The organism is Pantoea sp. YR525 (assembly GCF_900116775.1).
GTDB classification, from domain to species: Bacteria; Pseudomonadota; Gammaproteobacteria; order Enterobacterales; family Enterobacteriaceae; genus Pantoea; species Pantoea symbiotica.
Genome location: NZ_FPBU01000007.1, coordinates 257397 through 281291, shown reverse-complemented (window position 1 = coordinate 281291; position 23895 = coordinate 257397). Strand labels below are relative to the sequence as shown.

Sequence of the window (23895 nt, the reverse complement as noted above, 5' to 3'; positions counted from 1 at the left end):
GTAAATGCGCATGATAATGATAACGTTTCTCACTGTCTATTCAGCGCGACGGCAACAAGCCTGACAATACAAACCTTTACAAAGGATTTTCCATTGCGGGTATGAGTTGTGAGGGAAGGGAACTCCTCAGGTGCTTAGATGAATCCGTTATGAGTAAGAAGAAATGTATCAATGAATATTGGATAAGCAGGCTATTGATTCACTAGCAAATTCTGAATTCTGCTAATACTTCCATGCCAAATCTGGTGCGGAAATCCCGCCTCGCAACCGTGCTTGCGGCTATTGCCATATTTCGGCAATAGATATGTTTTTTTCGCATTTGTGATCGCCGTATATCTTCAAACACAATGTCTCCGGGACGTAATGAGGATGACAATTCCTACCACCGCACGCCGTTCGCGCGAGGTGAGTCAGGAGACAAAACCATCGCTACCTCACCGCCTTTTCCCTGTGGGGAAACTTTTTATAAATCAGGAGAAAGGTTCCAGTGAAATTCGCCAAAGGCATGACTATTCTTGCGCTCGCGCTGAGTGCACACACCGCGTTCGCCGCCGATGAATCCGTCCCGACTGACAGCTCAATCCACGTGCAGGCCGATCCCGCGCTGAAAAGTTTGCTGCCGGCGGATGTGGTCAAACGTGGCTACATTGTTGCCGGAACCAACCCCAACACGCCGCCAACCACCTTCTATAAAGAAGACAACAAAACCCTGGCCGGTCGTGAAATCGATATCATGAATGCCGTGGGCGAGCGTCTGGGAATCCAGGTTCAGTGGCGCGACACCGGCGGTTTCGACAACATCATTCCCGGCCTGAAAACAGGTCGTTACGATGTGGCGCTTTCTAACATCAACGCCACGCCAGCGCGTGCCAAAATCATCGACTTCGTCGGTTACTATGATGCCAGCCGCCTCGGCATTATCTCGCGTAAAGATGCCAACATCGCGCCATTCAAAGAACTGGCGGATGTGTGCGGTAAAGAAGTGGGTGCCGGTTCCGGTACCACGCAGGTCACGCGCCTTGAAGACGCCAGCAAAGCCTGTGAAGCGGCCGGTAAAAAGCCAATCAAAGTTTCGGTATTCCCGGATCGTCCAGCTGGCGTGCAGGCGGTGGTAAGCGGTCGCGTGCCAATGTTCCTCGGCCCGTATGAAGGCTTGCTGTGGCAGGTGAAAGTGATCAAACCGCTGACCATGAGCGGCGAAATCACCGTACACGATGCGCCAGTCTCCGTTGCGTTCCCGAAAGATTCTGCGCTGGAGCCCGCCGTACAGGCCGCGCTGAACTCGCTGATCAAAGATGGCAGCTACAACAAGATCCTCGACAACTGGGGCATCGGCTTTGGTGCTGTTAAACAAGCCAAACGCAATCAGGAAATCTTTCAATGAGTGATTTTCACGACCACACCGGCGATTTGAAAATCGTCGGCAAACGTTACTACGGACGCTGGCTAAGTGCGCTGGTGGTGCTGTTGTGCGTGGTGGCGATGGCGAACTCGATGATTAACAATCCACGCTTCGAATGGAGCGTGATTGCGGAGAACTTTACCGGCGAATCGATCCTGCAAGGCGTATTAATGACGCTGCAGCTCACCGCGATCTCTGTGGTGCTGGGTTTTGCTTTTGGTACGGTGCTGGCGCTGATGCGCCTCTCCTCCAATCCGGTGCTGGTGGGCGTGAGCTGGTTTTATACCTGGTTCTTCCGTGGTGTGCCGATGCTGGTGCAACTGTTCCTGTGGTACAACATCGCGGCGCTTTATCCCACCATCGCCTTGTCGATTCCGGGCCTCGGCGAACTCTGGAGCACGCAATCTAACGCGTTAGTCAGCCCATTCAGTGCGGCGGTGATCGCGCTGGTGATGCATCAATCCGCTTATGCCGCTGAAATTGTGCGTGCCGGTATCCAGAGCGTCGGCAACGGCCAACTGGAAGCCGCGCGTGCGCTTGGCTATCGTCCTTCACAGATTTTCCGTCACACCGTGTTGCCGCAGGCGATGCGCGCCATCATGCCGCCAGCGGGTAACGAAATCATTGGTCAGCTGAAAACCACGGCGGTGGTGTCCGTGATCTCGCTGCAGGACGTGCTGTTCTCGGCGCAGATTATTTACCAGCGCACCTATGAAGTGATTCCGCTGCTGCTGGTGGCAACCTTGTGGTATCTGCTGATGACCTCGGTGCTGTCGGTCGGTCAGTTCTATGTGGAACGCTATTTTGGACGTGGCGTCACGCGCCGGGAAAAACGCAGCTTGCTGAAATCGCTGCCAGGTTTTTCAGCGGCGAAAGCAGAAAGGAGCGTCAGCAATGGGTGAAGCGATCGCATTACGTAAAGTCACCAAGCGCTTCTCTGGCGTCACCATTCTGGATGAAGTGAATCTGGATATTCCCGCCGGTTCAGTCACGGTGATCCTTGGGCCGTCAGGTTCCGGGAAATCCACGCTGCTGCGCTGCATCAACCATCTGGAAAAACTGGATGGCGGCACCATTCGCATCGGCGGCGAGATCATCGGCTATAAGCAGAAAGGCCAGGCGCTGCACGAGTTAAGCAGCGGTGAAGTGGCGCGTCAGCGTGCCGAAATCGGCATGGTGTTCCAACAGTTCAACCTGTTCCCGCACCGCACCGTGTTGCAAAACATTGTGGATGCGCCGATGCGCGTGAAGAAGCAGAGCCGTCAGCAAGCGACCAGCAAAGCGCTGTCGCTGCTGAAGAAGGTGGGTTTGTCAGGCCGCGAAGAAGAGTGGCCGCAGAATCTTTCTGGCGGACAGCAGCAGCGCGTGGCGATTGCCCGCGCGTTGGCGATGGATCCCGGCGTGATGCTGTTTGATGAACCGACGTCGGCACTCGATCCCGAACTGGTGGGCGAAGTGCTGCAGGTGATTAAACAGCTGGCGCACTCCGGCATCACCATGGTGGTGGTCACGCACGAGATTGGTTTTGCGCGCGAGGTAGCCGACAACATTGTGTTTATGGAAAGCGGCAAAATCGTGGCGGCGGGGCCAACCCAGCAAGTGCTCGACGACCCCGAAAACGGGCGCGTAAGAAACTTTATTGCAACGGTGCTTTAAGCACCGTTTTTCTTTTTTAACACCCGGAAGATGTAGTGCTTCAGCAATGCGCGCAGGTCTGTTGTAGGGTCGCCATTTATGGCGACCTGGATGCGTCGAATTGACAAGCATGAAGGAAAAAACAATGACGCAAAAACCGGTAATGCACAGCGCCCATTGGGGCGCTTTTCATGCCCAGCAACAGGGCGATCGGCTCACTATCGAACCGTTCAAGGGCGATCCCGATCCCAGCCCGCTGCTGCAAAATTTCCGCACTGCCTTAAATCATCCGGCGCGCGTCTCCTGTCCGATGGTGCGTCGTGGCTGGCTGGAGAACGGGCCGGGCCCGGACGATCGTCGTGGCAACGATGAGTACGTCGCGGTGAGCTGGGATGAAGCTTACGCGCTGGTGACGCGCGAACTGCAACGCGTCGGCGACACTTATGGCCCGGAAGGCATCTTCGGCGGCTCTTACGGATGGTCAAGCGCCGGGCGCTTCCACCACGCGCAAAGTCAGGTGCATCGCTTCCTCAACACCACGCTCGGCGGCTACGTGCGTTCGGTCAACAGTTACAGTTCGGGTTCCGCGTCAGTATTGCTGCCACATATCGTCGGCGATATGACTGAAATTGCGCGTCGCGGCGTCAGTTGGGAAGAGATCGCCCAGCACAGCGAAATCGTGTTGGCTTTTGGCGGTTTAGCATTGAAAAACTCGCAGGTCGCCAGCGGCGGCTTGAGCGAACACACCGAGCGCGGCTTTATGCAGCAGGCGGCACAGCGTGGCACGCGCTTTATCTCGGTCAGCCCGCTGAAAAGCGATCTGCCGGAAGAAGCGCAGGGCGAATGGCTGGCGCTGCGACCGGGCACCGATGCGGCCTTTATCCTCGGCGTGTTATCGGTGTTGATCGCTGAACAGCTGACCGATGAAGCTTTCCTCGCGCGTTACACCGTGGGCTGGCCAGAAATGGCGGCCTACATTCGTGGCGAAGAAGATGGCACGCCGCGCGATGCGGCGTGGGCAGCAGAAATTTGCGGCGTCAGCGCGGATTTCATCAGTGATTTCGCCCGTCAGCTGCACGGCAAACGCGTGCTGGTGACGGTGGCGCATGCCTTGCAGCGCGCCGAAAACGGCGAACAGCCAGTGTGGTTGGGATTGGTGCTGGCGGCCGCGCTCGGTCAGCCGGGCTTGCCGGGCGGTGGCTACACTTATGCGCTTGGCGCGCTGGGCCATTACGGTAAGCATCATAATCTGGTAAGTTTCCCGGCGCTGCCACAGGGCAAAAACGGCATCGATCGCCTGATTCCAGTGGCACGTATCTCGGATATGTTGCTCAATCCCGGCAAGCAATTTGACTACAATGGCCGCCGCTTAACCTATCCGCACATCCGTCTGGCTTATTGGGCGGGCGGCAATCCGTTCCATCATCATCAGGATCTCGCGCGCTTGCGTCAGGCCTTCTGCCAGCTGGATACGCTGATCGTGCATGAAATCGCCTGGACCGCCAGCGCGCGCCATGCCGATATCGTCTTGCCCGCCACCATGACGCTGGAGCGTGAAGACATTGGCGGTGCGCCTACCGATCGCCACTTGTTTGCCATGCAGCCGGTGGCACAACCGTTCGGCGAAGCCAAAGATGATTACGCGATTTTCACCGAGCTGGCGCGCCGTTTAGGTCGGGAAGAAGCCTTTACCGAAGGACGCGATACGCGCGGCTGGTTGCAGCATCATTACGCTCAGTTGCAACAGAAGCTGGCGGCGCATCAGGTTGAGATCCCTGACTTCGAGAAGTTCTGGCAACAAGGCGTGCTGGAGTTACCGCAACTGAAAGATGGCGGCCGCATGATCAACGCGTTTCGTGCCGATCCAGAAGCGTCACCGCTGCCGACGCCGAGCGGGAAAATCGAAATTTTTTCCGCCACCATCGCCAGCTTTAATTATGAAAACTGTCCCGGTCATCCGGTATGGCGCGAGCCGCAGCAGCAACCGAATGCCGATCATCCGTTCTGGCTGATCGCCAATCAGCCGGCGACGCGCTTGCACAGCCAGCTCGATTTTGGGGATTACAGCCTGAGCGGCAAACGCGATGGCCGCGAAGTGTGCAGTTTGCATCCGGCTGATGCGGCGGTGTCAGGTATTAACGATGGCGATATTATCGAGCTCTATAACGCGCGCGGCCACGTACTCGCCAGTGCGCGTCTGACCGAAACCATCATGCGCGGCGTGGTGCAGCTGCCGACTGGCGCCTGGTACGATCCGGTCGATCCCACCGCGCTGCGTCCGCTGTGCCGTCACGGTAATCCTAATGTGTTGACGCTGGATATCGGCACCTCGTCATTGGCACAAGGCTGCAGCGGGCAAATCACCGTAGTCCAGGTGCGTAAATATCGCGGCGAAGTGACGCCGGTACAGGCGTTTAATCCACCAAATACGTTATCATTCTCGTAGGGTCGCCATTCATGGCGACCGGCAAAGGATGTGAGCATCAATGCTAACTTTGGAGGATATATGGCCCTAACCAAAATGCGTCGGCAAGGCGGAAACCTCGTGCTAACAATTCCCAGTGATATTGCGACCAAAGCCGGTTGGCATGTGGGGATTGAGCTGGATGTCACTACATCTGACGAGTCAATCAAAATCAAACCTGTTAACCGGATTGCACGAGGCAGGAAAACAATGGACCAACTGTTAGCTGGCATTGATCAGGCCGAGATTCGTCAGTTCAATCAGGCAGTAAGAGACGAGTTTTGCCGCGAAGGTTGAACCGCACATCATGGACGAAATCATATCGATGGTGGTGGATTTAATTGATCCGCTTTGAAAAGCTAAATGCGAACCCTATGAAAATCTCGCTAAAAATCCTTAGGTCGCCATTGATGGCGTAATGCTTGTCAGTAGAGAAACTGGTGCGGGCTCTGACACATCTGCTGCGTCACGGGCCGTCCTCGCGCCGCTGGCGCGGTGCCTTCGGCTTCCACGTTGTGCCAACGGACCGTTCGCGGATCGGCCTTCCCTGGCCGACCCCGAACTGCCTCACGCATCCATGCGTGAGGCTCCTGGCCCAACGTAAAAGCCTCAGCGCTGCGAATAGCCCTTTTGCCGCAGCAGACGCGCCAGTGCCTCTGGCAAATGAGCTCTTTTTGACAACGCGCACTGAAGCTTCGGCCCCGTCCAGCTCACTCGTCGGTGGCTTAACTGACCCGCTTTTTCATCTCACGCCGTGGTTTTCCGGTTTTGCGTCAAATCTTTCACCGTTTCTGCTGCACGTTTTCCGGCGAGGAACGCGTGGTCCGAGTTGTAATATTCCCACTCGCTGTAGCGCCCGGACAGCTGGATGCCTTGCGTCGCCAGCCAGTTGCGAATCAGCGTAACGTTAGCGGTGCGTTGATGGTCGTACACCACGTAGGCGTACGGCATATCCACTTCGCTGGCGGTCACGATTTCATCATCGGCATTGATGATGCCGACCCGAATACAATCCGCGATGCAGCGTTCAATCAAGGCGTCACCTTCGCAAGGCAGCGGCTGATCGGCGCGATAAGTCATTTCACAAGTCAGGCCAAAACCGCCTTGCGGATTGCAGTGCGGGCTGGCATTACCTTGCAAAAAGATGCGGTGGAACAGCGTGTTGCCGGGATAGTAAATCCAGTGCTTATCACTGATATTTGCGCGGCCAATGCCCAGATTAACGCAGCGCACCGAGATATGGCGCAGCTGCTGCGCCGCTTTATGCACCGCCTCCGGGGCAAAGCTGCCTATCAATCGCACCAGTTCCGGCAGCGGCAAGGTGCTGATCATCTGGTCATAATGGAACTGTCGACCATCACTCAACAGCACGCGTCGTTGCAGCGGCTGAATCTCGCTGACGTCCGCTTCCATCTCCAACGTGCAGTTCAGATGTGGCAGAAATCCTTCCATCAGCGCCTGAAAACCGCCGCGCAGCGGATAGCCAAAGCGCGCGTTAGGACCGACCGGTTTATCCAGCGGCGCCAGCGCGCCGGAGATGATCTGCTCCAAATCCGGCAGCGGCACGCGTCCGCCGAGCCAAGAGGTTTCCATATTCACCAGCGGAGTTTTCCACAGTTTCTGGTTATACGGCAGGGCGAAATGCCGGGCGATGCCTTTGCCCCAGGTACGGAAAATAAAGCTCTCAAAATCTTCGCTCTCCGGCTGACAGGCCAGGCTTTCACCATCCGGGATGGCGCCATCGGCACAGCAATCACGACGCGCTTCGGTGGCGACCGCCTGCAAAGCGGGAGGTGATGCATAGCGCGCTTCAATCGCACCCAACACGCATTCGCCAATCACCTCGGCGGGCAAACCGTGCAGCGCCGACTGGAACGGATAACGAGTGTAAACATCATGGCTGTAAACCCAGGCTTCACGCGTTTGCCAGTGCTGATTGTCGCCCAGCAGGATGTCGTACAGGCGCAGCACATAAGGATCGTTGGAGAACATGATGTGGCCGGCGTGATCGAAGGTGAATCCCTGATCCTCAACCGAACGGCACCAGCCGCCCACGCTGGCATTTTTCTCCAGCACCACCGCGCCCGTGCCGTAATGATAACCGGCACTCAATCCGGTTGGCCCGGCACCCAGAATCAAGCACTCAACGGTGTTATGCGCCTGCGCGGGTGGACGGGCGGCGGTCACGTCAGGATGGGAGATCTGGCGTTTCGTCAGTGCAACGATATGCGCCTGCATCTCCTCGACGGTACGATCCCATGAGGTTTCCGCTACTCGTGCTGCCATGTTTTTCGCCAGCTGATTGCGGGTTTCCAGCGGCATATTGAGTGCAGCTTCGCAGGCCTGAATAAAGCCCTGATGTGAATCGGCGATGCTCACCACGTCATTGTAATGTCGTGCCACATCGGCAATCGCGGTGCTCACGATCGGCAACTGCGCAGCCATGAATTCAAGCACTTTGGTTGGACTGATAAAACGCGTCGATGGATTGAGCGCGAACGGCATCAGGCACAGATCCCAGCCGGCGAGAAAGTGCGGCAAGGCGGCATACGGTTGCTGACCGAACCAATGCAGATTGCTGCGCTGGGGCAGGCTGGCGGCATCAATTTTCACCACTGGGCCGACCATCACAATCTGCCAGTCGGGATGCGCATCCGCCAGCGCGGCAATCAGCGTCAAATCGAGGCGCTCATCAATCACGCCGTAATAGCCGAGGCGCGGCTTTGGCAGGTTTTCCTGCAGCGGATGGCTGTTAGTGCGGTCCAGCGCCTGTTCAAAATGTCCTGCATCGACGCTGCTTGGACAGCAATAAACCTGCGGATGGCGATGTTTCTTCGCTTCATACAGGCTGGTGCCGCCGGTGAACACCAAATCGGCGCGGCTCAACAGCGCCGATTCACGCTGCTGCAGCTGGCGCGGCGCCTGATTAAAGGCGGAAAGTTCATCCATGCAGTCATAGATAATCGCGCTCGGGGTAAAGCAGGCCAGCAGCGGCAGCGCCATCGGCGTGTAAAACCACACCAGCGGCGTTTCATCGTCATCCAGCAGCTCGGCCAGCAGCGGTTGCAGCACAGCGATTTGGCTGTCATGAAAACCTGGCGCGGCCACATCGGTATGCGGCTCGATCACCGTTACATTGGGTGCCGGTTGATAGTGGCGTAACGCGGCTTCACCGGGCTGATAAATCGGCTCTTCGATAAACACAATGCGGTGGAACTGGGCGAGGCGCGACAACAGATGCTGTGGACGTTGAAAGACAAATCCCCAACGTAAATGACTGAATACCACTAATACGGATTGTTTCATGACGCTTTCCTTTGGCCTGCTGTTTGGGATGATAAGTCTCTGAAAACGGGCTAATACTCGTTGTGATTGCTGTAATGACGCGGCATAAACCGGGTTCAGCAGGCGCTTTTTGTGAGGATCGACATCCCACAATCCGCTGCGTGGCCAGTCTTCGAGATCTTCCCAAAGCGGGCGATCGATAATCGGGTAGAGGCAGATGCCGCGAATATCACAGCCGTTGAGCTGGGCTTGCGCGACATCAGCGGTCACTTGTGCAAGCCATGCGGCGCGACCGCTGCCGACGTGGCTGGTTTCCGCCAGCAAAATGGGCCGTTGATAACGCTCGGTTAACTGCGCCAGCAGCGGATGCAGCGGCACGCGGCGCGCATCGCCCAGATGCCACTCCAGCCAACAGCCGGACCCGGTGAGCCACTGATTGCCGTGGTAATAATTAGCGCCAACCACATCGAGATAGTGCGGCTTGCCGCCGAGTTCCGGTTCGCGCAAACCGGCGATCATGTCCCACGCCTGATATTGCGAAGCGTTAATATCGCGGGTGCGCAGTCGACACGCATCGCTGTCTTCATCCGGTACCACATGAATAATCGGGTCGCAGTGCAGGAAACGCGCACGCGGATCGGCGCGGCGAATGGCAGCGCAACCCGCCAGCGTGGCGCGAATTAATTGACGTTTAATCTCATCGGGATCGCTATGTACATTATTGCCAAACAACCCGACAGAAATTCCCCATGCCATAAACGAGATTTCATTCATCGGTGAATAAATCGGTGCCTCTTCATAATATTCAGCGAGAAATAGCGCCATGCGCTGACAAAAAGCGGCGAAGCGCGGTACAAATTGGCTGGAAAATAAGGTTAAGTCGTCCGGCCAACCGTAATGGCAAAAGGTCCAGTTAATTTGCATGCCAAATGAGCGAGCTGAATTCATGCGTTTTTTTAAACTTTCGAGCGTGGCTTGCGGTTCCATTTCCGCCAGTCGCCAGCCAATACTTTCGCGGGCGGAGGTAATGCCAAACTGCTGCAGCGCGGCGTAATCGTTGTGGTATTGCGATAAATGGTCGGTCAGCGCATTCATTGAAAGCCGTTCGCCGAAGGGATTGATATGATCCGCTCCCTCATAACCGGCTTGCCAAAAGCTGGAAAATGGCGGCATGGTGTTCCCCCGGAATAAAATTCAGGAAAGTGAAATAAATAAAAGAAGTTAACTGCTTTGTTTATGGGGCGCGCATGAATGCGCGCCTTACGGAAATAGCACGAATTTCGTAGGGTCGCCATTTATGGCGACCTAAAAGTTGCTATTGAGCCTAATTAAAATTATAACCACGCTTTAGCTTAACGCAAATCACTGAGATGAAAAGAATATAAGCCAAGCGTTGGTTTTACTTATATAAGTGAAGCGGCATGAGAAGTTGAATAATTAATTACTTCACTATTTCTTACGCTTAACTCACATAATGAAAATAAGGGCGATTCTTAATTTATTTCGTCACTACACTTTAATTAACCCACTTCGGGTTTACGGAGGTACCTATGTCAGAACGTCCAGATGATGATGATGTAATTCCACTGCCAGGTGATGATGAAACATTACCCGACGAAGATGATGATTTACCCCGCGATACTGAATTCCCTGAAGATCAGCAACCTAAAATCTGAAAATGGGTCGAGCCGCCGCTGGCGGCTCACTATTTAGAGTGCACTCTGCTGTAATTCCCCCATAATACCTCTCCAGGATTCATTTATTTTTTTAACACTTAAGGGAGAGATACGATGGTCAACGACTATTTCACACAGCCAGCGATTGGCGTTACGGTTGAGCAACATAAGCGCACCGTTGCGGTTGCGGCGGCGTTAGCTGTAGCAAAAGAGTCAGTTAGTGCCTCAACCTCTGCCAGCGGATCAAAGGCATCGTGGGATTTGCAGGCGGTTGCCAATGAGATCGCAAATCTGGCCGATGCCATTCAGGATGCGCTGGAGCCGGTAGAAACGCTCTAACCCAGCAACTGAGTTAATTGCGCCAGATGCGCGCTGTTAGCCAGCTCGCTGCTACTAAGCAGTTGTTGCTGGCGTTGCGGAGATTCCTGCTGCAGTGCCGCACGCAGCTTGCCTGCCACATCCACCGCATCGGCCAGCGATTGCTGACGTGTGCGGTGATGCTGCAACTGCGAGCCATCGCGTAGCGTAATCGTCACCAGATGAAAACGCAGCGCCGGGTTAATCGCATCCGGCGGCGCATTTTCATCTGGCGTACGAAGTACTTTGGCCGCCAGCGGCATCACTTCCTGATTCAACTCGCCTTCGGCAAAATCCTGCAAGCGCAAATCGCCATAAATCAGCATCGCGGCAATCACGTATTCCAGACTGAAACGCGTTTCAATGCCGTTGGTCGGAACGCGCACCGATGCGGCAATATCGCCGCCTGGCGGAAACGCCACGCTGATCTCGCTAATGCTTTCCAGCAAACTTTCCAGTGATTTACCACTCGCCAGCCATTCATTGCGCAAAATGCGCGTGGCTTCGGCGGCGCTGTGCGTACCGGCGCAGGTGGGGAAGGGTTTGAACTCCAGTCCAGGCGTAACGATACGCCACGGCTGCGCCCAGTTATCAATCAGCTTTTCCGGCTGCGCCTGGCCGTTGCTGGTGGCGGAGATGAATGCCTCAATTACCCCATCCTGCTTGCCATCAAAACCCGCTAGCGTCAGTTGTGCGGCGGTCACCGCGCGTGCAGCCGCAAACCCGGCGTGCAGCGGCTTGACTGCCGAACCAAACTGCGCGCGTAAACCGCTGGCCTGCGTGGTGGCGATGCCGAGCAGCGTTGCGGTGGCAGAGACATCTAATGCCAGCAACCGCGCCAGCGCGGCGGCGGCGGCAACCGTGCCGAGCGTCGCGGTATTGTGATTACCTAAGGCGTAATGCTGCTGGCTGACGGCGAGACCTAAACGTCCGGCGACTTCGACGCCAATCGCGTAGGCATCAAGGAACTGATCCAGCTCAGAAGGCTGCAGCTGCTGCCAGGCAAACAGCGCGGGAAGAATCACCACGCTGGGATGTCCGCGGAAATCCGCATGAAAATCATCGTAATCCAGCGCGTGGCTGGCATAACCGAGCAGCAGCGCGTGAGATCGCGCACTGCCGTCGCCATACACGCCGCGCAGCGCCGGTAAACCGCTATCCGGCACCTGGCCTTGCAATACCGGCCAGCTGACGGCGAGGAAATCACGCACGCCTTGGCGCGCGGCATCGCGTGCGACGGTGTCCGGTTGGCTGTTAACAATGCGCTCAGCCAGCGCGGCAGTCAGGTTCATCAGTTCACGCTCTTCAGGGCCGCGACCGCCAGATTGGCGAGATAGCGTGACGTTGGCAGCAGCACATCATCATTGATGCGGAACGCCGGATGATGCAGCGCATAAGGTTCGCCGGTGCCAATCATCATAAACGCGCCTGGCAGCTGTTGCTGATAGAACGCGAAGTCTTCGCCGATTGGGCTGGCTTCCACCACGCGCGCCTCAAAGCCGCTAGCGCTGGCCTGCTGCAAGGCAAAATCGGCCCAGTGCGCGTCATTTACTACCGAAGGCGGGCCTGCATGCCAGTTGAATTTCACCTTGGCGGCAAAGGCAGCGCCGATACCTTGCACGATCTCACGGAAGCGCTGCTCAAGACGTTCGCGCGTTTCCTGCGAAAAAGAACGCACTGTGCCTTCCAGCCAGGCGCTATCCGGAATCACGTTCCAGGTGCTGCCGCTGTGAATCTGGGTGATCGAGACCACCGCGTTATCGCCAGATGGCGCATTGCGGCTGATCAGCGTTTGCGCGGCCGAGATAATTTGCGCAGCAATCACAATCGGATCGTTGCCCTGATGCGGTTTGGCGGCGTGGCTACCAATGCCGGTGATGCTGATATCAAAGCGATCAACCGCAGCGGTTAACGGACCGGCTTTACTGCCAATCACGCCTGGCGGCAGCGACGGATCGTTGTGGATGCCGAAAATAGCCACCGCGTCATCCAGCGCGCCGGTAGCGATCACATCGGGCGCGCCCTGTCCGGTCTCTTCCGCAGCCTGGAACAGAATGCGCACGCGACCTGGCAGCGTATCTTCTTGCTGTTTAAGCAAAATCGCTGCACCCAGCGCCGCCGAACTGTGGAAGTCGTGGCCGCAGGCGTGCATCACGCCGGGACGTTCAGATCGGAAGCTCACATCTGACTGCTCTTCAATCGGCAGCGCATCGATATCAGAACGTAGCACCATCAGCGGACCGTTTTCACGGCCTATTTCCGCGACTAAACCGGTTTTGAGCGGCAGATCCAGCACGCGAATCTGGTGTTTCTCTAATTGCTGACGAATACGTGCGGTGGTTTCAAACTCTTGATTGGAAAGCTCGGGAAAACGGTGCAGTTCGTGGCGGAAAGCGATCAGCTGTTCGCCTAAGGTGTCGAGTGATTGGCTCATGCTTTTACTCCTTGTTGCGCCGCCTGGCGTGTTAACCACGCATCGTGGGCAGCTTCATCCAGTACTTTCTTCATATATTGCGTGATGTGGCCTTTGCCGAGATCGGTGGTGTGCATCAGCTGGAAACCGCGCTTTTTGTACATCTCGATCAGCCACGGATGGCTGTTGGCGGTGCCGAGCGACACTGCGGGGGCGCGTAACTGGCCCAGCAGAATCTCCTGCTCAAGGCGATCCTGCACCTGACGGCCATATTGCTTGCCGGGATAATCGGGATGCGCGCCAAACCAGCCGATGTGCGGCAGGCCAAACGGGCCGGGCAGCGGTCCCCACGGATAACGTACGGTAACGGATGAGACCATCACCTCATCGGCATACAGGGCATAAACACCGTGGCTTTGCAGATGACGCAACGTTTTGGCAAGGTCGGCGGTTGCGGCATCAAACTTGATGCCCAGCGCCAGCGTAGGCGCATACGCGGCATGCATCAGCGCCTGATAAGTTTCCACCTCGTCTTCTCTGACCTGACGAAATTCAAGTGACATAGACATCCCCGGAAAAATATGCGCTTTTGTAGGGTCGCCATTAATGGCGACCTAACAGGCGTCCATACAAAAGAGATCAGATTACCAGCAAAGCCATTCCCCGCTATATGTGAAAAATAACTAAGCTAATGCGAATTTGTGAAAATGAAATCACCCCTTTTGCATTGCTTAAATCGTTATTTACCGTAGTATGCAGAAAACACATAGCGCTATAACTATTCTGTATTAACCCTCTGAATTATCTTAATTTAATCCGTTATAGCCTTATTCTTAATCAGGGTGACGCCGTGTTAGCGATCAAATCTCCGCGTGCATATGCACATGAATCCGGTTTGCGTGCGCGCGCCGGAGAATTTATCAAACCTTACGCTTCCCATATTCGCATCTTTACTTCTCCTCGCGCATGGCAGGCGGTTAATCCGGAATTAACTCAGAGCCTTGAAGCCAATGCTATTCGCTGGGAAATAGAGTATCTGACCGGTGAATGCACCGATGCCGCGATTGAAACCCTGAAGCAAAATGTCGAGCAGCAGGGCGCTGAACTGCTGTTTGCGGTCGGCGGCGGACGCGTGCTGGATGCAGCGAAAGCGGTTGGCAGCCAACTGCCCGATCTCAAAGTAATCAACTTCGCCACGGTTGCGGCGACCTGCGCTGCCTGGTCACCGGTAGCGATTGTTTACAATGAGCAGGGCGGCCATGTGCGCAGCCAGCCGCTGGGCAAAATGCCGGATTTAGTGTTGGTGGATAGCGAGATTATCGCGCGCAGCGATGTGCGCTATCTGAAGGCCGGCATCGTTGATGCGCTGGCAAAATATTACGAGTTCTACCCTTACCAGCGTAACAATCCCAACGATCTGGCGCTGGATCTCAAAGTAATGACCGCCAAACGCGCGCTGGACCTCTATCGCGATCTGGGTGCAGCGGCGGTTGCCGCTAACAAACAGCAGATTGTCACGCCGGAACTGGTGAAAATCATCGATGCCAACATCGTGTTGGCCGGATTAGCCAACAGCGTGCGCGATGTGTTGCCCACGCCTGGTTTTGCCCACGCCATTCACAATCGTCTGACACATCAGCCGGAACTGCACGAATGGCTGCACGGCGAAAAAGTGGGTTATAGCCTGCTGGTGCAATCGCTGATTGAGCATAACGGCGTGCCGGATGCCGATTTGCTGGCGCTGCTGCGCGAGTACGATATGCCGCTGACCTTAGCGCCGCTAACCGGCGACCGCAGGGCGACGATCCGTACCATCGCGGAACAAATCAAATTCCCGGCGGCCAGCGCCGAACGTCTGCCATTCCGCATCTCTGCTGATGCGCTGGAACAGGCGCTACTGGCGACCGAGAACACGTTTTAAATCGCACCACTTTTAATTGACCAGGACAAATTAATGGCTAACTCACAACAACAACGCCGCATCCGTTTAGGCCTTTTCGTGCAGCCGGTTGGACAACACGTCAGCGGCTGGCGCCTGACGGAAAAGCTCGGCGATCCGACCGATATTGACTGGCTGATCACCATCGCCAAAAAAGCCGAAGCCGGTAAATTCGATCTGTTCTTCGTCGGCGATGCGCTGGCCACCAGCATGTATCGCCTGCCATCGACTATGGCGCGCCTTGAGCCGCTGACCATGCTGTCGGCGCTGGCGGTCAACACCAAACGCATCGGTCTGGCGGCCACCGCGTCCACCACCTTCAGCGATCCGTTCACCATGGCGCGCAGCTTCTCCTCGCTGGATCACATCAGCCGTGGTCGCGCCGCGTGGAACGTGGTGACTTCGTTCTCTGCCGATGTGGCACGCAACTTTAGCCGCAACGATATGCCGAACCACGCCGAGCGTTATGCGCGTGCGCGTGAATTCCTCGAAGTAGCGGAAAAACTGTGGGCCGGCTGGGAAGAGGGCGCGGTGCAGCCGAATAAAGAGACCGGCGCGTACTTTGTTGATGACAAAATCCAGCCGATTAACCACCAAGGCGAGCACTTCCAGGTGCAAGGTCCACTGAACATCACCCGCTCACCGCAAGGTCGTCCGGTGATTATCGAAGCCGGTTCGTCCGCCGATGGTCAGAAACTGGCGGCGGAAACCGCTGAAGTGATCTTCACCGCTGCGGCCAGCCTCGAAGAAGCGCAAACCTTCTATCGTTCGCAGAAAGATCAGGTGATCGCCGCCGGTCGTAATCCGGATCACGTGGTGATTATGCCGGGCGTGATGCCGATTGTTGGCCGCACGCGTGAAGAAGCCAAAGCGCTGTGGAAAGAGCTCAACACGCTGGTGGATATCGAAAACGGTCTGCGTCAGCTGTCGCTGCGTTTCAGCATGGATCTCAGCCAGTTCCCGCTGGATGGTCCGGTGCCAGAAGTGCCGCTGGGTGAAGGTAACCAGAGCCGCGTTAAACTGATGACCGACATGGCGAAGCGTGAAAATCTGACGCTGCGCGAGCTGGCGGCAGTGGCGGCCGGTTCACGCGGACATCGCGTGATTGTCGGCACCGCTGAAGATATCGCCGATGATTTCGAGCTGTGGCTGAACGAGGGCGGCGCGGATGGTTTCAACATCATGCCAGCGATTATGTCCGAGCAGCTGGATCTGTTCGTTGAGCTGGTGATTCCGGAACTGCGCCGTCGCGGCCTGTTCCGTGATGATTACGAGTTCGCCACGCTGCGTGAAAACCTCGGTTTGCCAGTGGCTTAACCCATTCAGGAGCTCAACATGGTCACCTTATCCAGGCGTGTGCAGTCCGTGTCGCTCTCTGCCAATGCTGCGGCGCGTCAACTGACGCGCCAGCTAAAAGAGCAGGGCGTCGATATTCTCGATCTCACCACCGGTGAGCCAGATTTTGATACGCCACAGCACATTCGTCAGGCGGCGGTGGCGGCGATGGAAGCCGGTGAAACCCGCTACACGCCAACCAACGGCACCACGCCGCTGCGCAAAGCGGTGCTGTCCAAATTGAAAAATGAAAACCAGCTGGATTACGAGCTGGCGCAGATCTGCATTGCCAACGGCGCCAAGCAGATTATCTTCAACGCTTTTGCCGCCACGCTGAATGAGGGCGATGAGGTGATTGTGCCGGTGCCGTACTGGCCGACCTTCCCGGATAGCGTGCGTTTCAACGGCGGCGAAGCGGTGCTGCTTGAGTGTCCGCTTGAGCAGGAATACAAGTTGCAGCCGCAGCAGCTGGCGCAGGCAATCACCAGCAAAACCCGCTGGCTGGTGCTGAACAATCCCGGCAATCCTTCCGGCATGGTGTACAGCGCTGATGAGCTGACCGCGCTGGCGACGGTGCTACGCGATCATCCTGATGTGCTGATTATGTTGGATGAACTCTACGAACATATTCTGTTTGATGGCCGTGAACACGTCAGCCTGCTGCACGTCGCGCCGGATTTAGCCGAGCGTATTCTGCTGGTGGGCGGCGTATCGAAAACTTACGCCATGACCGGCTGGCGCATTGGCTTCGGTGCCGGGCCAAAAGCCTTGATCGACGCAATGGTGGTGGTGCAGTCGCAAAACAGTTCCGGTGCCAGCGCCATTAGCCAGGCGGCGGCGGTGGCGGCGTATAACGGTGGACTCGACTTCCTGCCGCCGCAACGCACGGCTTATCAGGATCGCCGCGATGCGATTATGACGTTCTTAAAACCGGTGCAGGAAATTGACGTGCTCAATCCAGATGGCGCATTCTTTATTTTCTGCCGCTGCGCCGGTTTATTGGGCAAAACGCGTCCCGATGGCCAGAAGATCGAAAGTGAGCAAGATGTGATGAATTATCTGCTGGAGAGCGGTGTATCGGGCGTGGCGGGCAGTGCGTACGGCTTATCGCCTTATTTCCGCTTATCAATTGCCACTGATATTGCAACGGTGCGTGAAGCGGGTCGTAGAATTGCGCAGGCCTGTGCGGCATTAAGCTAATTCCTGCTAGATTCGCCAGATAATTCTTAGGTTTTATCTGGCGTCTTATCGCAATAACGTCAAGAGTAAATTAACAACTTTCCAACACGTCCTTCATCCCGCATAATGCGTTTTTTCATTATTTCCGGTTATTATTTCATGTCTAAATTATCTTTGAATCTCAATACCGCTTTGATTAGCGGCCTGGCTATTTTCGCGCCGCTGCAAGCTATGGCAAATACAGAAACTTCTCAGGCACCGATCATTATTCAGGGCGCGATGCCGGTTGAAGCCGAGCATTTCGCCGCCAAACTGGAAAACGCTAAAGAGCGTCAGATTGGCGAATGGCGTTTCTGGCAGGGCACGGTTGACGGTTATCCGGTAATTGTTTCTGAAACACTGAAAGGCATGTCAAATGTCGCGGCGGCGACCTCGATTGCAGCAGTGGAATTCAAACCTAAAGCCATCATTAATCAGGGCACTGCAGGCGGTCACGATCCGGCATTACATGTCTATGACATCGTCGTGGGCAAATATTCGGTCAACCTCGGCGCGTTTAAAACGCCACATAAGCTGCAAGGTGCGGGCAGTAATTCCGTTGAGTGGAAACCGATGGATTTGATGGCCTCAAAAGGCAGCGCGGGTGAAGATAAAAATGCTCACAGCATCCGCCAGTTTGCCGCCGATCCGCAGCTGATGAAAGCCGCCGAGCAGGCGATGCCGGCTTACACCAAAGGCAAAGTGGTGCAAGGCGTAATCGGATCGGCTGATGTGTGGAATAGCGAATTGGACCGTATTCGCTTCTTCCATGAGAACTTCAACACTTCCGTTGAGGAGATGGAAACCGCGTCGGCTGCGCAGATCTCATCGCTGTTTAATATCCCGTTTATCGGTATTCGTGTGTTATCTAACAACATCACCAATGACGGTAAGTATGATGCGCAAACAGGCATCGCTTGCCAGGATTATGTCTACGACGTTTTAAAAGCGTATATCAAACAGATTAACGCTCAGAAGTAATAAGTAAAAAACGCAGCACTTGTGCTGCGTTTTTTTGTTCACGCTCGGTACAGCATGCTGCTGATTAAATCAGGAAATCATCCATTGAACCGCCAGCTTCCAGCGCGGCTTTAATCGGTGAAGGCGTGCGGCCCTGGCCGGTCCACAATTTCTCATTACCCTGTTCGTCGATGAACTTATACTTGGCAGGACGCGGGGCGCGTTTCGATTTAGGTTTATTTTCCTGAGTATTTAATTGCGCCAGGTCACTAATATCGATACCGTCTTTCAACAACATCTCTTTATACAGCGCCAGTTTTTCTTCTTTTTCGCGCTGGGCTGCAGTTTCTGCTTCCGCTTCTTCACGGCGTTCTGCGACTACCACGGCGAATTTTTCCAGCATCTCTTCTAATGCTGCGACCTCAATATTACGTGCTTCGGCACGCAGCGTACGAAGATTGTTCAATGCGTTAAGTGCATCGCTCATGAAAAAATCCTTATTACTTATTGGACTGGTGTAAAGGAGAGCATTCTACGAGATTTTTTGCCAAATTAAAATAATCTGTCGTAGACAGAATTGTCCGGAAAATATCCGGACTATCAGACGTTTCTTTATATTGGCTGAGGTTTATCCAATCCTTTTGGCTTATTCACGTTATGTTTTGGAGTAATGAGAATAATAGTTGCTGCATTATTCAGCGTTTTAATGCGATCTGCGGGAAGGTCGCCATGAATGGCGACCCTACGACGATTTCGCGAGGTTTTCGTAGGGTGCGCATTCATGCGCACCACAATCGTAACTATGTTGGAATCTGTTCAATTTCACATAATTGCCCAAAATCCTTGCATGATCCTTCCTGAAAATAACGCTTATCAACTATTACTCGTTGAAGAATAAGGCGTTTCACCAAGTGTAAAAGTGTCAGTAAACCGGTAACAATTTCTTGCATTGTAAACCTTAATGCGTATATTTCTCATTTGCTTTCTTAACGGCTTCCTTACTGTCGTTCCTCTTTCAGACGTCAGCAGCGGTGCCGCAAAAAAATAACGAAAAGTTGATTGAGGAATGGTATGTCTTTCGAAGATTTGCGCGTCAGGAAACCCGGCAATGCACCTCAGCGCGCGTTGCGTCTCTCTTTACTGGCTATGATGGTTGCGTCGGGTATCGCGCAGGCAGCAGAGACCACCAACACCGAACAGACGCTGAACGTTGATGCCAGCGCTAATGCCGATCAGCAACAGCAGGCGGCACAGGATTACAGCGTACCGGTGACGCGTGCCGGGACCAAAATGGCGCTCACCGCGCGCGATATTCCGCAATCGGTTTCGATCGTCAGCAAACAGCGTATGGAAGACCAGCAGCTGCAATCGCTGAACGATGTGCTGGCAAACACCACCGGCATTCACGGCGTCTCGGGCGATATGGATCGTACCAACTACTATTCGCGCGGTTTCCTGATCGACAACTATATGACCGATGGCATTCCCACCGCCTTCGCCTCACGCTGGAACCTCGGCGATGCGCAGAGTGATATGGCGCTGTATGAGCGGGTAGAAGTGGTGCGCGGCGCCACCGGCTTGCTGACTGGCCCAGGCAACCCCTCCGCTTCGATCAACATGGTGCGCAAGCACGCCGATAGCAAAGAGTTTACCGGCAGCGTTTCAGCCAGCTACGGCAGCTGGAACAAACAGCGTTATGTTGCCGATCTCTCTGCGCCGCTGTCCGCCGAAGGTAACGTGCGTGGTCGCCTGGTGGCGGGTTATGAAGATAGAAACAGCTTTATTGAACGCTACGGCGCAGATAAAAAATTCGTCTATGGCGTGGTTGATGCTGATTTGACCGATTCCACTAAATTGTCGGTCGGTTACGAATTCAGCCAGGTTAACACCGATTCGCCAATGTGGGGCGGCTCCCCGCGCTGGTATACCGATGGCTCACAAACAAAGTTGCGTCGAGGTTACAACACCGCGCCAGACTGGGCTTACAACAACAAAGAAAACAAAAAAGTCTTTGTTAACCTGCAGCAAAACTTCGATAACGGCTGGAACATCACGCTTAACGGCACGCACAACGAAATGTTCCTCGACAGCAAACAGCTGTATATCGATGGCTTCTTCGATAAAACCACCGGCGCGGGCTCTTCTTCTTACGCCGGCTATCCGGTTATCGGCGGCACTGGCTACAACACTGGCAAACGTAAAGTGGATGCAGTGGATGCCTTCGCCAGCGGCCCGTATGAATTATTGGGACGTCAGCATGAGCTGATGATCGGCGTTAACTACAGCCGTCAGGACAACAAGTATTACAGCTCGTGGGAGAATATCTCCTCAGAAGAGCTGGGCAACTTTAATAACTACAATGGCGACTTCCCTGAATCCAACTGGGATCCGCGCGAACCGGCGTCAGATACGCAGCTGGTTCGTCAGAAATCTGCTTATCTGGCAACCCGCATCTCGCTGGCCGATCCGCTACATGTGATTCTGGGTGCCCGCTACACCAACTGGAATCGTCAGACGCTGAGCGAAGAAATGGAGAAGAACAATATCACGCCGTACGGTGGTGTGATTTGGGACTTCTACGACAACTGGTCCGCGTATGCCAGTTACACTTCAGTGTTCCAGCCGCAGGATTTTCAGGATGCGTCTGGAGCCTTCCTGGCGCCGGTGATTGGCAAGAACTACGAAGCGGGTGTGAAATCAGACTGGTTTAACAGCCGCCTGACTACCTCCGTTTCTGTGTTCCGCACCGAGCTGGACAACGTTGGCGAAGCGACCGGAGAAACTAACCCGGAGACGGGCAATGCTATCTATGTTGGTAAGAAAGGTGTGGTTAGCCGTGGCGTAGAGTTTGAAGTCAACGGCGCGGTAACCGATAACTGGCAGATGACCTTCGGCGGTACCAGCTACGTAGCGGAAGATGCCAACGGTGATCGCTATAACTCGAACCTGCCACGCACCTCATTCAACCTCTTCACCAGCTATCGCTTGCCGATGCTGGATCAGTTGACCCTGGGCGGCGGCGTGACCTGGCAGTCGAAAACCTACGGCGACATTGGCGGTCCAGACGGTGAAGGCACCTGGCGCGCACGTCAGGGCAGCTACTCAGTGGTGGATCTGTTCGCACGTTACGATGTCACAAAAAACGTCTCGTTACAGGCTAACATCAACAACCTGTTCGACAAAGAGTATGATACCAACGTCAGTAACGGCGGCATCGTTTACGGCGAGCCACGTAACTTCTCGGTTTCGGCGACTTATCGTTTCTGATGAAAATGCTGGGTGAGCGTAATGCGCACCCAGCATTCTCAGCGGTCGCCATTTATGGCGACCTTTGCTAAACCTTCATCCACTCCGCAATAATCTGCCCATACAACTGCTCGGCTTCACCCAGCTTACTCACCAGACAATACTCATCGGTTTGATGTGCCATCGTCGGTTCGCCCGGACCTAAAATAATGCACGGCGGATGGCCCAGCGCCGGCAGCAGCAACGAGGCATCGGTAAAGTACGGCACCACGCGCGCCTCTAATGGCTGCTCAAAAAACGCCTGACAATGATGATAAACCGACTGAATCCACCGATTCTCTCCGGAACTCAATACCGCAGGCAGATCAACCAAGGTAGTAACGTGCACCTCTTCGCCCAGCAATTCGCCTAACTGCTGGCGAATGGTGGCGTGTTGCAGGTTTGGCGCGCTGCGGATATCGACATCAAATGCCGTGCGATCCGGTACCGAATTAATATTCAGGCCACCCTGAATTCGCCCAACGTTCAGCGTCGGTTGCTTCATTAAAGGATGCGGCGCGCCGGGCGAGAAGTGGCGGATTTTGCCTAACGCGTCGGCGGCAAGATAAATGGCGTTAATGCCCAGCTCTGGCATCGCGCCGTGCGCGGTTTTCCCGCGCGTCTCGCAGCGCAGCCACAGAGCGCCTTTGTGACCAATCACCGGATAATTTGCTGTTGGTTCGCCAACGATCAGCGCCCCAATTTCCGGTAACCTGCCCGCTGCAATCAGCGCCTGCGCGCCATCGCAGCCGGTCTCTTCACCGCCGGTAATCAACATCACCACGCCGCGCCCGGCGAGAATCGCCTGCTGTTGCTCGATGCAGGCGAGGGCAAAAGCGGCGATGGCCGCTTTCATGTCACTCGAACCGCGCCCATAAAGCCGATCGTCTGCCACTTCCGAACCAAAAGGATCGTGCTGCCAAGGCTGATTGCCGAGCGGCACGGTGTCGAGATGGCCGGTAAACGCCAGCGGTTTGCCCGGCGCGCTGCCGCGCATCTGCGCCACCAGATTGCTGCGACCTTCGCCAAACGAAGAGAGCTGCACCTCAAAACCCTGTTCGCTGAGCCATGCGGCAAAAAAAGCCATGCAGGCGGCTTCGTTGCCAGGCGGATTAATGGTATCGAAGCCGAGCAGTTGCTGTGCGAGTGCCAGTGACGCGGGCTGCATCAGGCGCGCTCCGTCAGCCAGTCGAAGCAGTTAATCCATAGCTGGCGATAGCCGGGCCAATGGGTAAACTCTTCCGGCAACCAGTGCGCCGACATATCGCTGGTCCACACCAGCGAACGGCCTTGCTGATATTCCCGCACCGCTAATAAAGGATGCGACGTCCCGGCGACGGTCGCCAGTAGCGTACCTTCGGGCTGCATCTCCACTTCGTTGTAACCGAGCATCCACGGCCATTCGCCGGAGATGTTTTCGAACAGCGCGTGCGATTGTGTCTTTTCTAGCGTGGAACCTTCCGGCGTTTCAATGCGGTCATCCCAGGCGAGGCAGCGCACCGGCAACACTTTTTCCACCAGCGTATTACGGAAGCGCGCGCCGCCATTGATGCCCTGAAAACTGAAGTAACCGCCAATCATCATCAGGCTGCCGCCTGCGGCAACGTAATCGTGGATTAATGCCAGTCGATTAGCAGTGCGACGGCTTTTCAGCCAGGTATCGGGATGCAGCAGCAGCGTGTTGGCACCAATATCCGACAGGATAATTACATCCCACTTTTGCAGCCCTTCCAGCGTCAGCGGGAAGTCGGTGGCGGCGGCATGCGCAGGCATGTGGGTAATGGCGTACTCGCTATCTTTCAGCGCCGCGATAAAATCGCTGGCACCGCTGTGCCAGGTGGCGGTCGAGAACTGGTCAAAGCCTTTAATGTGGTTCGAGGTGCTGGTCCAGGATTCGCCCACCAGCAAGACTTGTTTCTGCATGAT

19 protein-coding genes are annotated in these 23895 nt (G+C 55.3%); 12 read left to right on the top strand and 7 right to left on the bottom strand.

Going from position 1 to position 23895, the window contains the following annotated elements:
• Window positions 1–487: 487 nt before the first annotated feature.
• The 5 genes from BM323_RS16150 (at window position 488) to BM323_RS16130 (ending at window position 5798) form a co-directional block, all read left to right on the top strand.
• A complete protein-coding gene (locus tag BM323_RS16150; protein WP_008110205.1) occupies window positions 488–1384 on the top strand; it encodes an ABC transporter substrate-binding protein in 897 nt (298 codons plus the stop codon).
• Complete coding sequence (locus BM323_RS16145; RefSeq protein WP_008110207.1) at window positions 1381–2304, top strand: amino acid ABC transporter permease; 924 nt, start codon at window positions 1381–1383, stop codon at window positions 2302–2304. Before BM323_RS16150 ends, BM323_RS16145 begins: the two co-directional genes overlap by 4 nt.
• Window positions 2297–3058, top strand: coding sequence for an amino acid ABC transporter ATP-binding protein (locus tag BM323_RS16140; RefSeq protein ID WP_008110209.1), 762 nt, complete (start codon window positions 2297–2299; stop codon window positions 3056–3058). The genes BM323_RS16145 and BM323_RS16140 overlap by 8 nt, the downstream gene beginning before the upstream one ends.
• A 124-nt stretch (window positions 3059–3182) precedes the next feature.
• Window positions 3183–5483 carry a molybdopterin-dependent oxidoreductase gene (locus BM323_RS16135; RefSeq protein ID WP_008110212.1) on the top strand — a complete coding sequence of 767 codons (2301 nt, stop codon included), beginning with the start codon at window positions 3183–3185 and terminating at the stop codon, window positions 5481–5483.
• Window positions 5484–5543: 60 nt separating this feature from the next.
• On the top strand, window positions 5544–5798 hold the full coding sequence (locus BM323_RS16130; RefSeq protein ID WP_008110213.1) for an AbrB/MazE/SpoVT family DNA-binding domain-containing protein: 255 nt from the start codon (window positions 5544–5546) through the stop codon (window positions 5796–5798).
• Window positions 5799–6248: 450 nt separating this feature from the next.
• Here the strand turns inward: BM323_RS16130 and BM323_RS16125 are convergent, their stop codons facing one another.
• Window positions 6249–9959, bottom strand: a complete 3711-nt coding sequence (locus tag BM323_RS16125; RefSeq protein WP_008103154.1) for an FAD-dependent oxidoreductase — start codon at window positions 9957–9959, stop codon at window positions 6249–6251.
• A gap of 377 nt (window positions 9960–10336) precedes the next feature.
• Here BM323_RS16125 and BM323_RS24685 point away from each other — a divergent pair, with 377 nt between their 5' ends.
• Window positions 10337–10462 carry a hypothetical protein gene (locus tag BM323_RS24685; protein WP_008103156.1) on the top strand — a complete coding sequence of 42 codons (126 nt, stop codon included), beginning with the start codon at window positions 10337–10339 and terminating at the stop codon, window positions 10460–10462.
• A 114-nt stretch (window positions 10463–10576) separates the two neighbouring features.
• Window positions 10577–10801: a hypothetical protein gene (locus tag BM323_RS16120; protein WP_008103158.1), complete on the top strand. Its 225-nt coding sequence runs from the start codon at window positions 10577–10579 to the stop codon at window positions 10799–10801.
• On the opposite strand, the gene BM323_RS16115 is transcribed toward BM323_RS16120, so the two are convergent.
• The 3 genes from BM323_RS16115 to BM323_RS16105 are packed head-to-tail and all read right to left on the bottom strand — an operon-like array spanning window position 10798 to window position 13795.
• Window positions 10798–12111, bottom strand: coding sequence for an MmgE/PrpD family protein (locus tag BM323_RS16115; protein WP_008103160.1), 1314 nt, complete (start codon window positions 12109–12111; stop codon window positions 10798–10800). The genes BM323_RS16120 and BM323_RS16115 overlap by 4 nt on opposite strands.
• Window positions 12111–13253: an amidohydrolase gene (locus BM323_RS16110; RefSeq protein ID WP_008103162.1), complete on the bottom strand. Its 1143-nt coding sequence runs from the start codon at window positions 13251–13253 to the stop codon at window positions 12111–12113. Before BM323_RS16110 ends, BM323_RS16115 begins: the two co-directional genes overlap by 1 nt.
• On the bottom strand, window positions 13250–13795 hold the full coding sequence (locus BM323_RS16105) for a GNAT family N-acetyltransferase (RefSeq protein ID WP_008103163.1): 546 nt from the start codon (window positions 13793–13795) through the stop codon (window positions 13250–13252). The genes BM323_RS16110 and BM323_RS16105 overlap by 4 nt, the downstream gene beginning before the upstream one ends.
• A gap of 287 nt (window positions 13796–14082) precedes the next feature.
• Between BM323_RS16105 and BM323_RS16100 the strand changes: the two genes are divergently transcribed.
• The 4 genes from BM323_RS16100 to BM323_RS16085 all read left to right on the top strand — a co-directional run bounded on the left by BM323_RS16100 (window position 14083) and on the right by BM323_RS16085 (window position 18705).
• Window positions 14083–15153, top strand: a complete 1071-nt coding sequence (locus BM323_RS16100) for an iron-containing alcohol dehydrogenase family protein (RefSeq protein WP_091004089.1) — start codon at window positions 14083–14085, stop codon at window positions 15151–15153.
• Between the two features lie 33 nt (window positions 15154–15186).
• Window positions 15187–16488 carry an LLM class flavin-dependent oxidoreductase gene (locus tag BM323_RS16095; RefSeq protein WP_008109483.1) on the top strand — a complete coding sequence of 434 codons (1302 nt, stop codon included), beginning with the start codon at window positions 15187–15189 and terminating at the stop codon, window positions 16486–16488.
• Between the two features lie 18 nt (window positions 16489–16506).
• Window positions 16507–17706, top strand: a complete 1200-nt coding sequence (locus BM323_RS16090; RefSeq protein WP_008109484.1) for an aminotransferase class I/II-fold pyridoxal phosphate-dependent enzyme — start codon at window positions 16507–16509, stop codon at window positions 17704–17706.
• Window positions 17707–17844: 138 nt separating this feature from the next.
• Entirely contained in the window at window positions 17845–18705 is an 861-nt protein-coding gene (locus BM323_RS16085; protein ID WP_036649854.1) for a 5'-methylthioadenosine/S-adenosylhomocysteine nucleosidase, read from the top strand.
• Window positions 18706–18769: 64 nt separating this feature from the next.
• Here the strand turns inward: BM323_RS16085 and BM323_RS16080 are convergent, their stop codons facing one another.
• Window positions 18770–19171, bottom strand: a complete 402-nt coding sequence (locus tag BM323_RS16080) for an H-NS family histone-like protein (protein WP_008109487.1) — start codon at window positions 19169–19171, stop codon at window positions 18770–18772.
• A 584-nt stretch (window positions 19172–19755) separates the two neighbouring features.
• On the opposite strand from BM323_RS16080, the gene fhuE reads away from it, so the two are divergent.
• On the top strand, window positions 19756–21951 hold the full coding sequence (gene fhuE, locus BM323_RS16075) for a ferric-rhodotorulic acid/ferric-coprogen receptor FhuE (RefSeq protein WP_008109489.1): 2196 nt from the start codon (window positions 19756–19758) through the stop codon (window positions 21949–21951).
• A gap of 67 nt (window positions 21952–22018) precedes the next feature.
• On the opposite strand, the gene BM323_RS16070 is transcribed toward fhuE, so the two are convergent.
• Both BM323_RS16070 and BM323_RS16065 read right to left on the bottom strand, forming a co-directional pair.
• Window positions 22019–23137: a M20 family metallopeptidase gene (locus BM323_RS16070; RefSeq protein WP_008109490.1), complete on the bottom strand. Its 1119-nt coding sequence runs from the start codon at window positions 23135–23137 to the stop codon at window positions 22019–22021.
• Window positions 23137–23892, bottom strand: coding sequence for a glutamine amidotransferase (locus BM323_RS16065; RefSeq protein ID WP_008109491.1), 756 nt, complete (start codon window positions 23890–23892; stop codon window positions 23137–23139). The genes BM323_RS16070 and BM323_RS16065 overlap by 1 nt, the downstream gene beginning before the upstream one ends.
• Window positions 23893–23895: the final 3 nt, after the last annotated feature.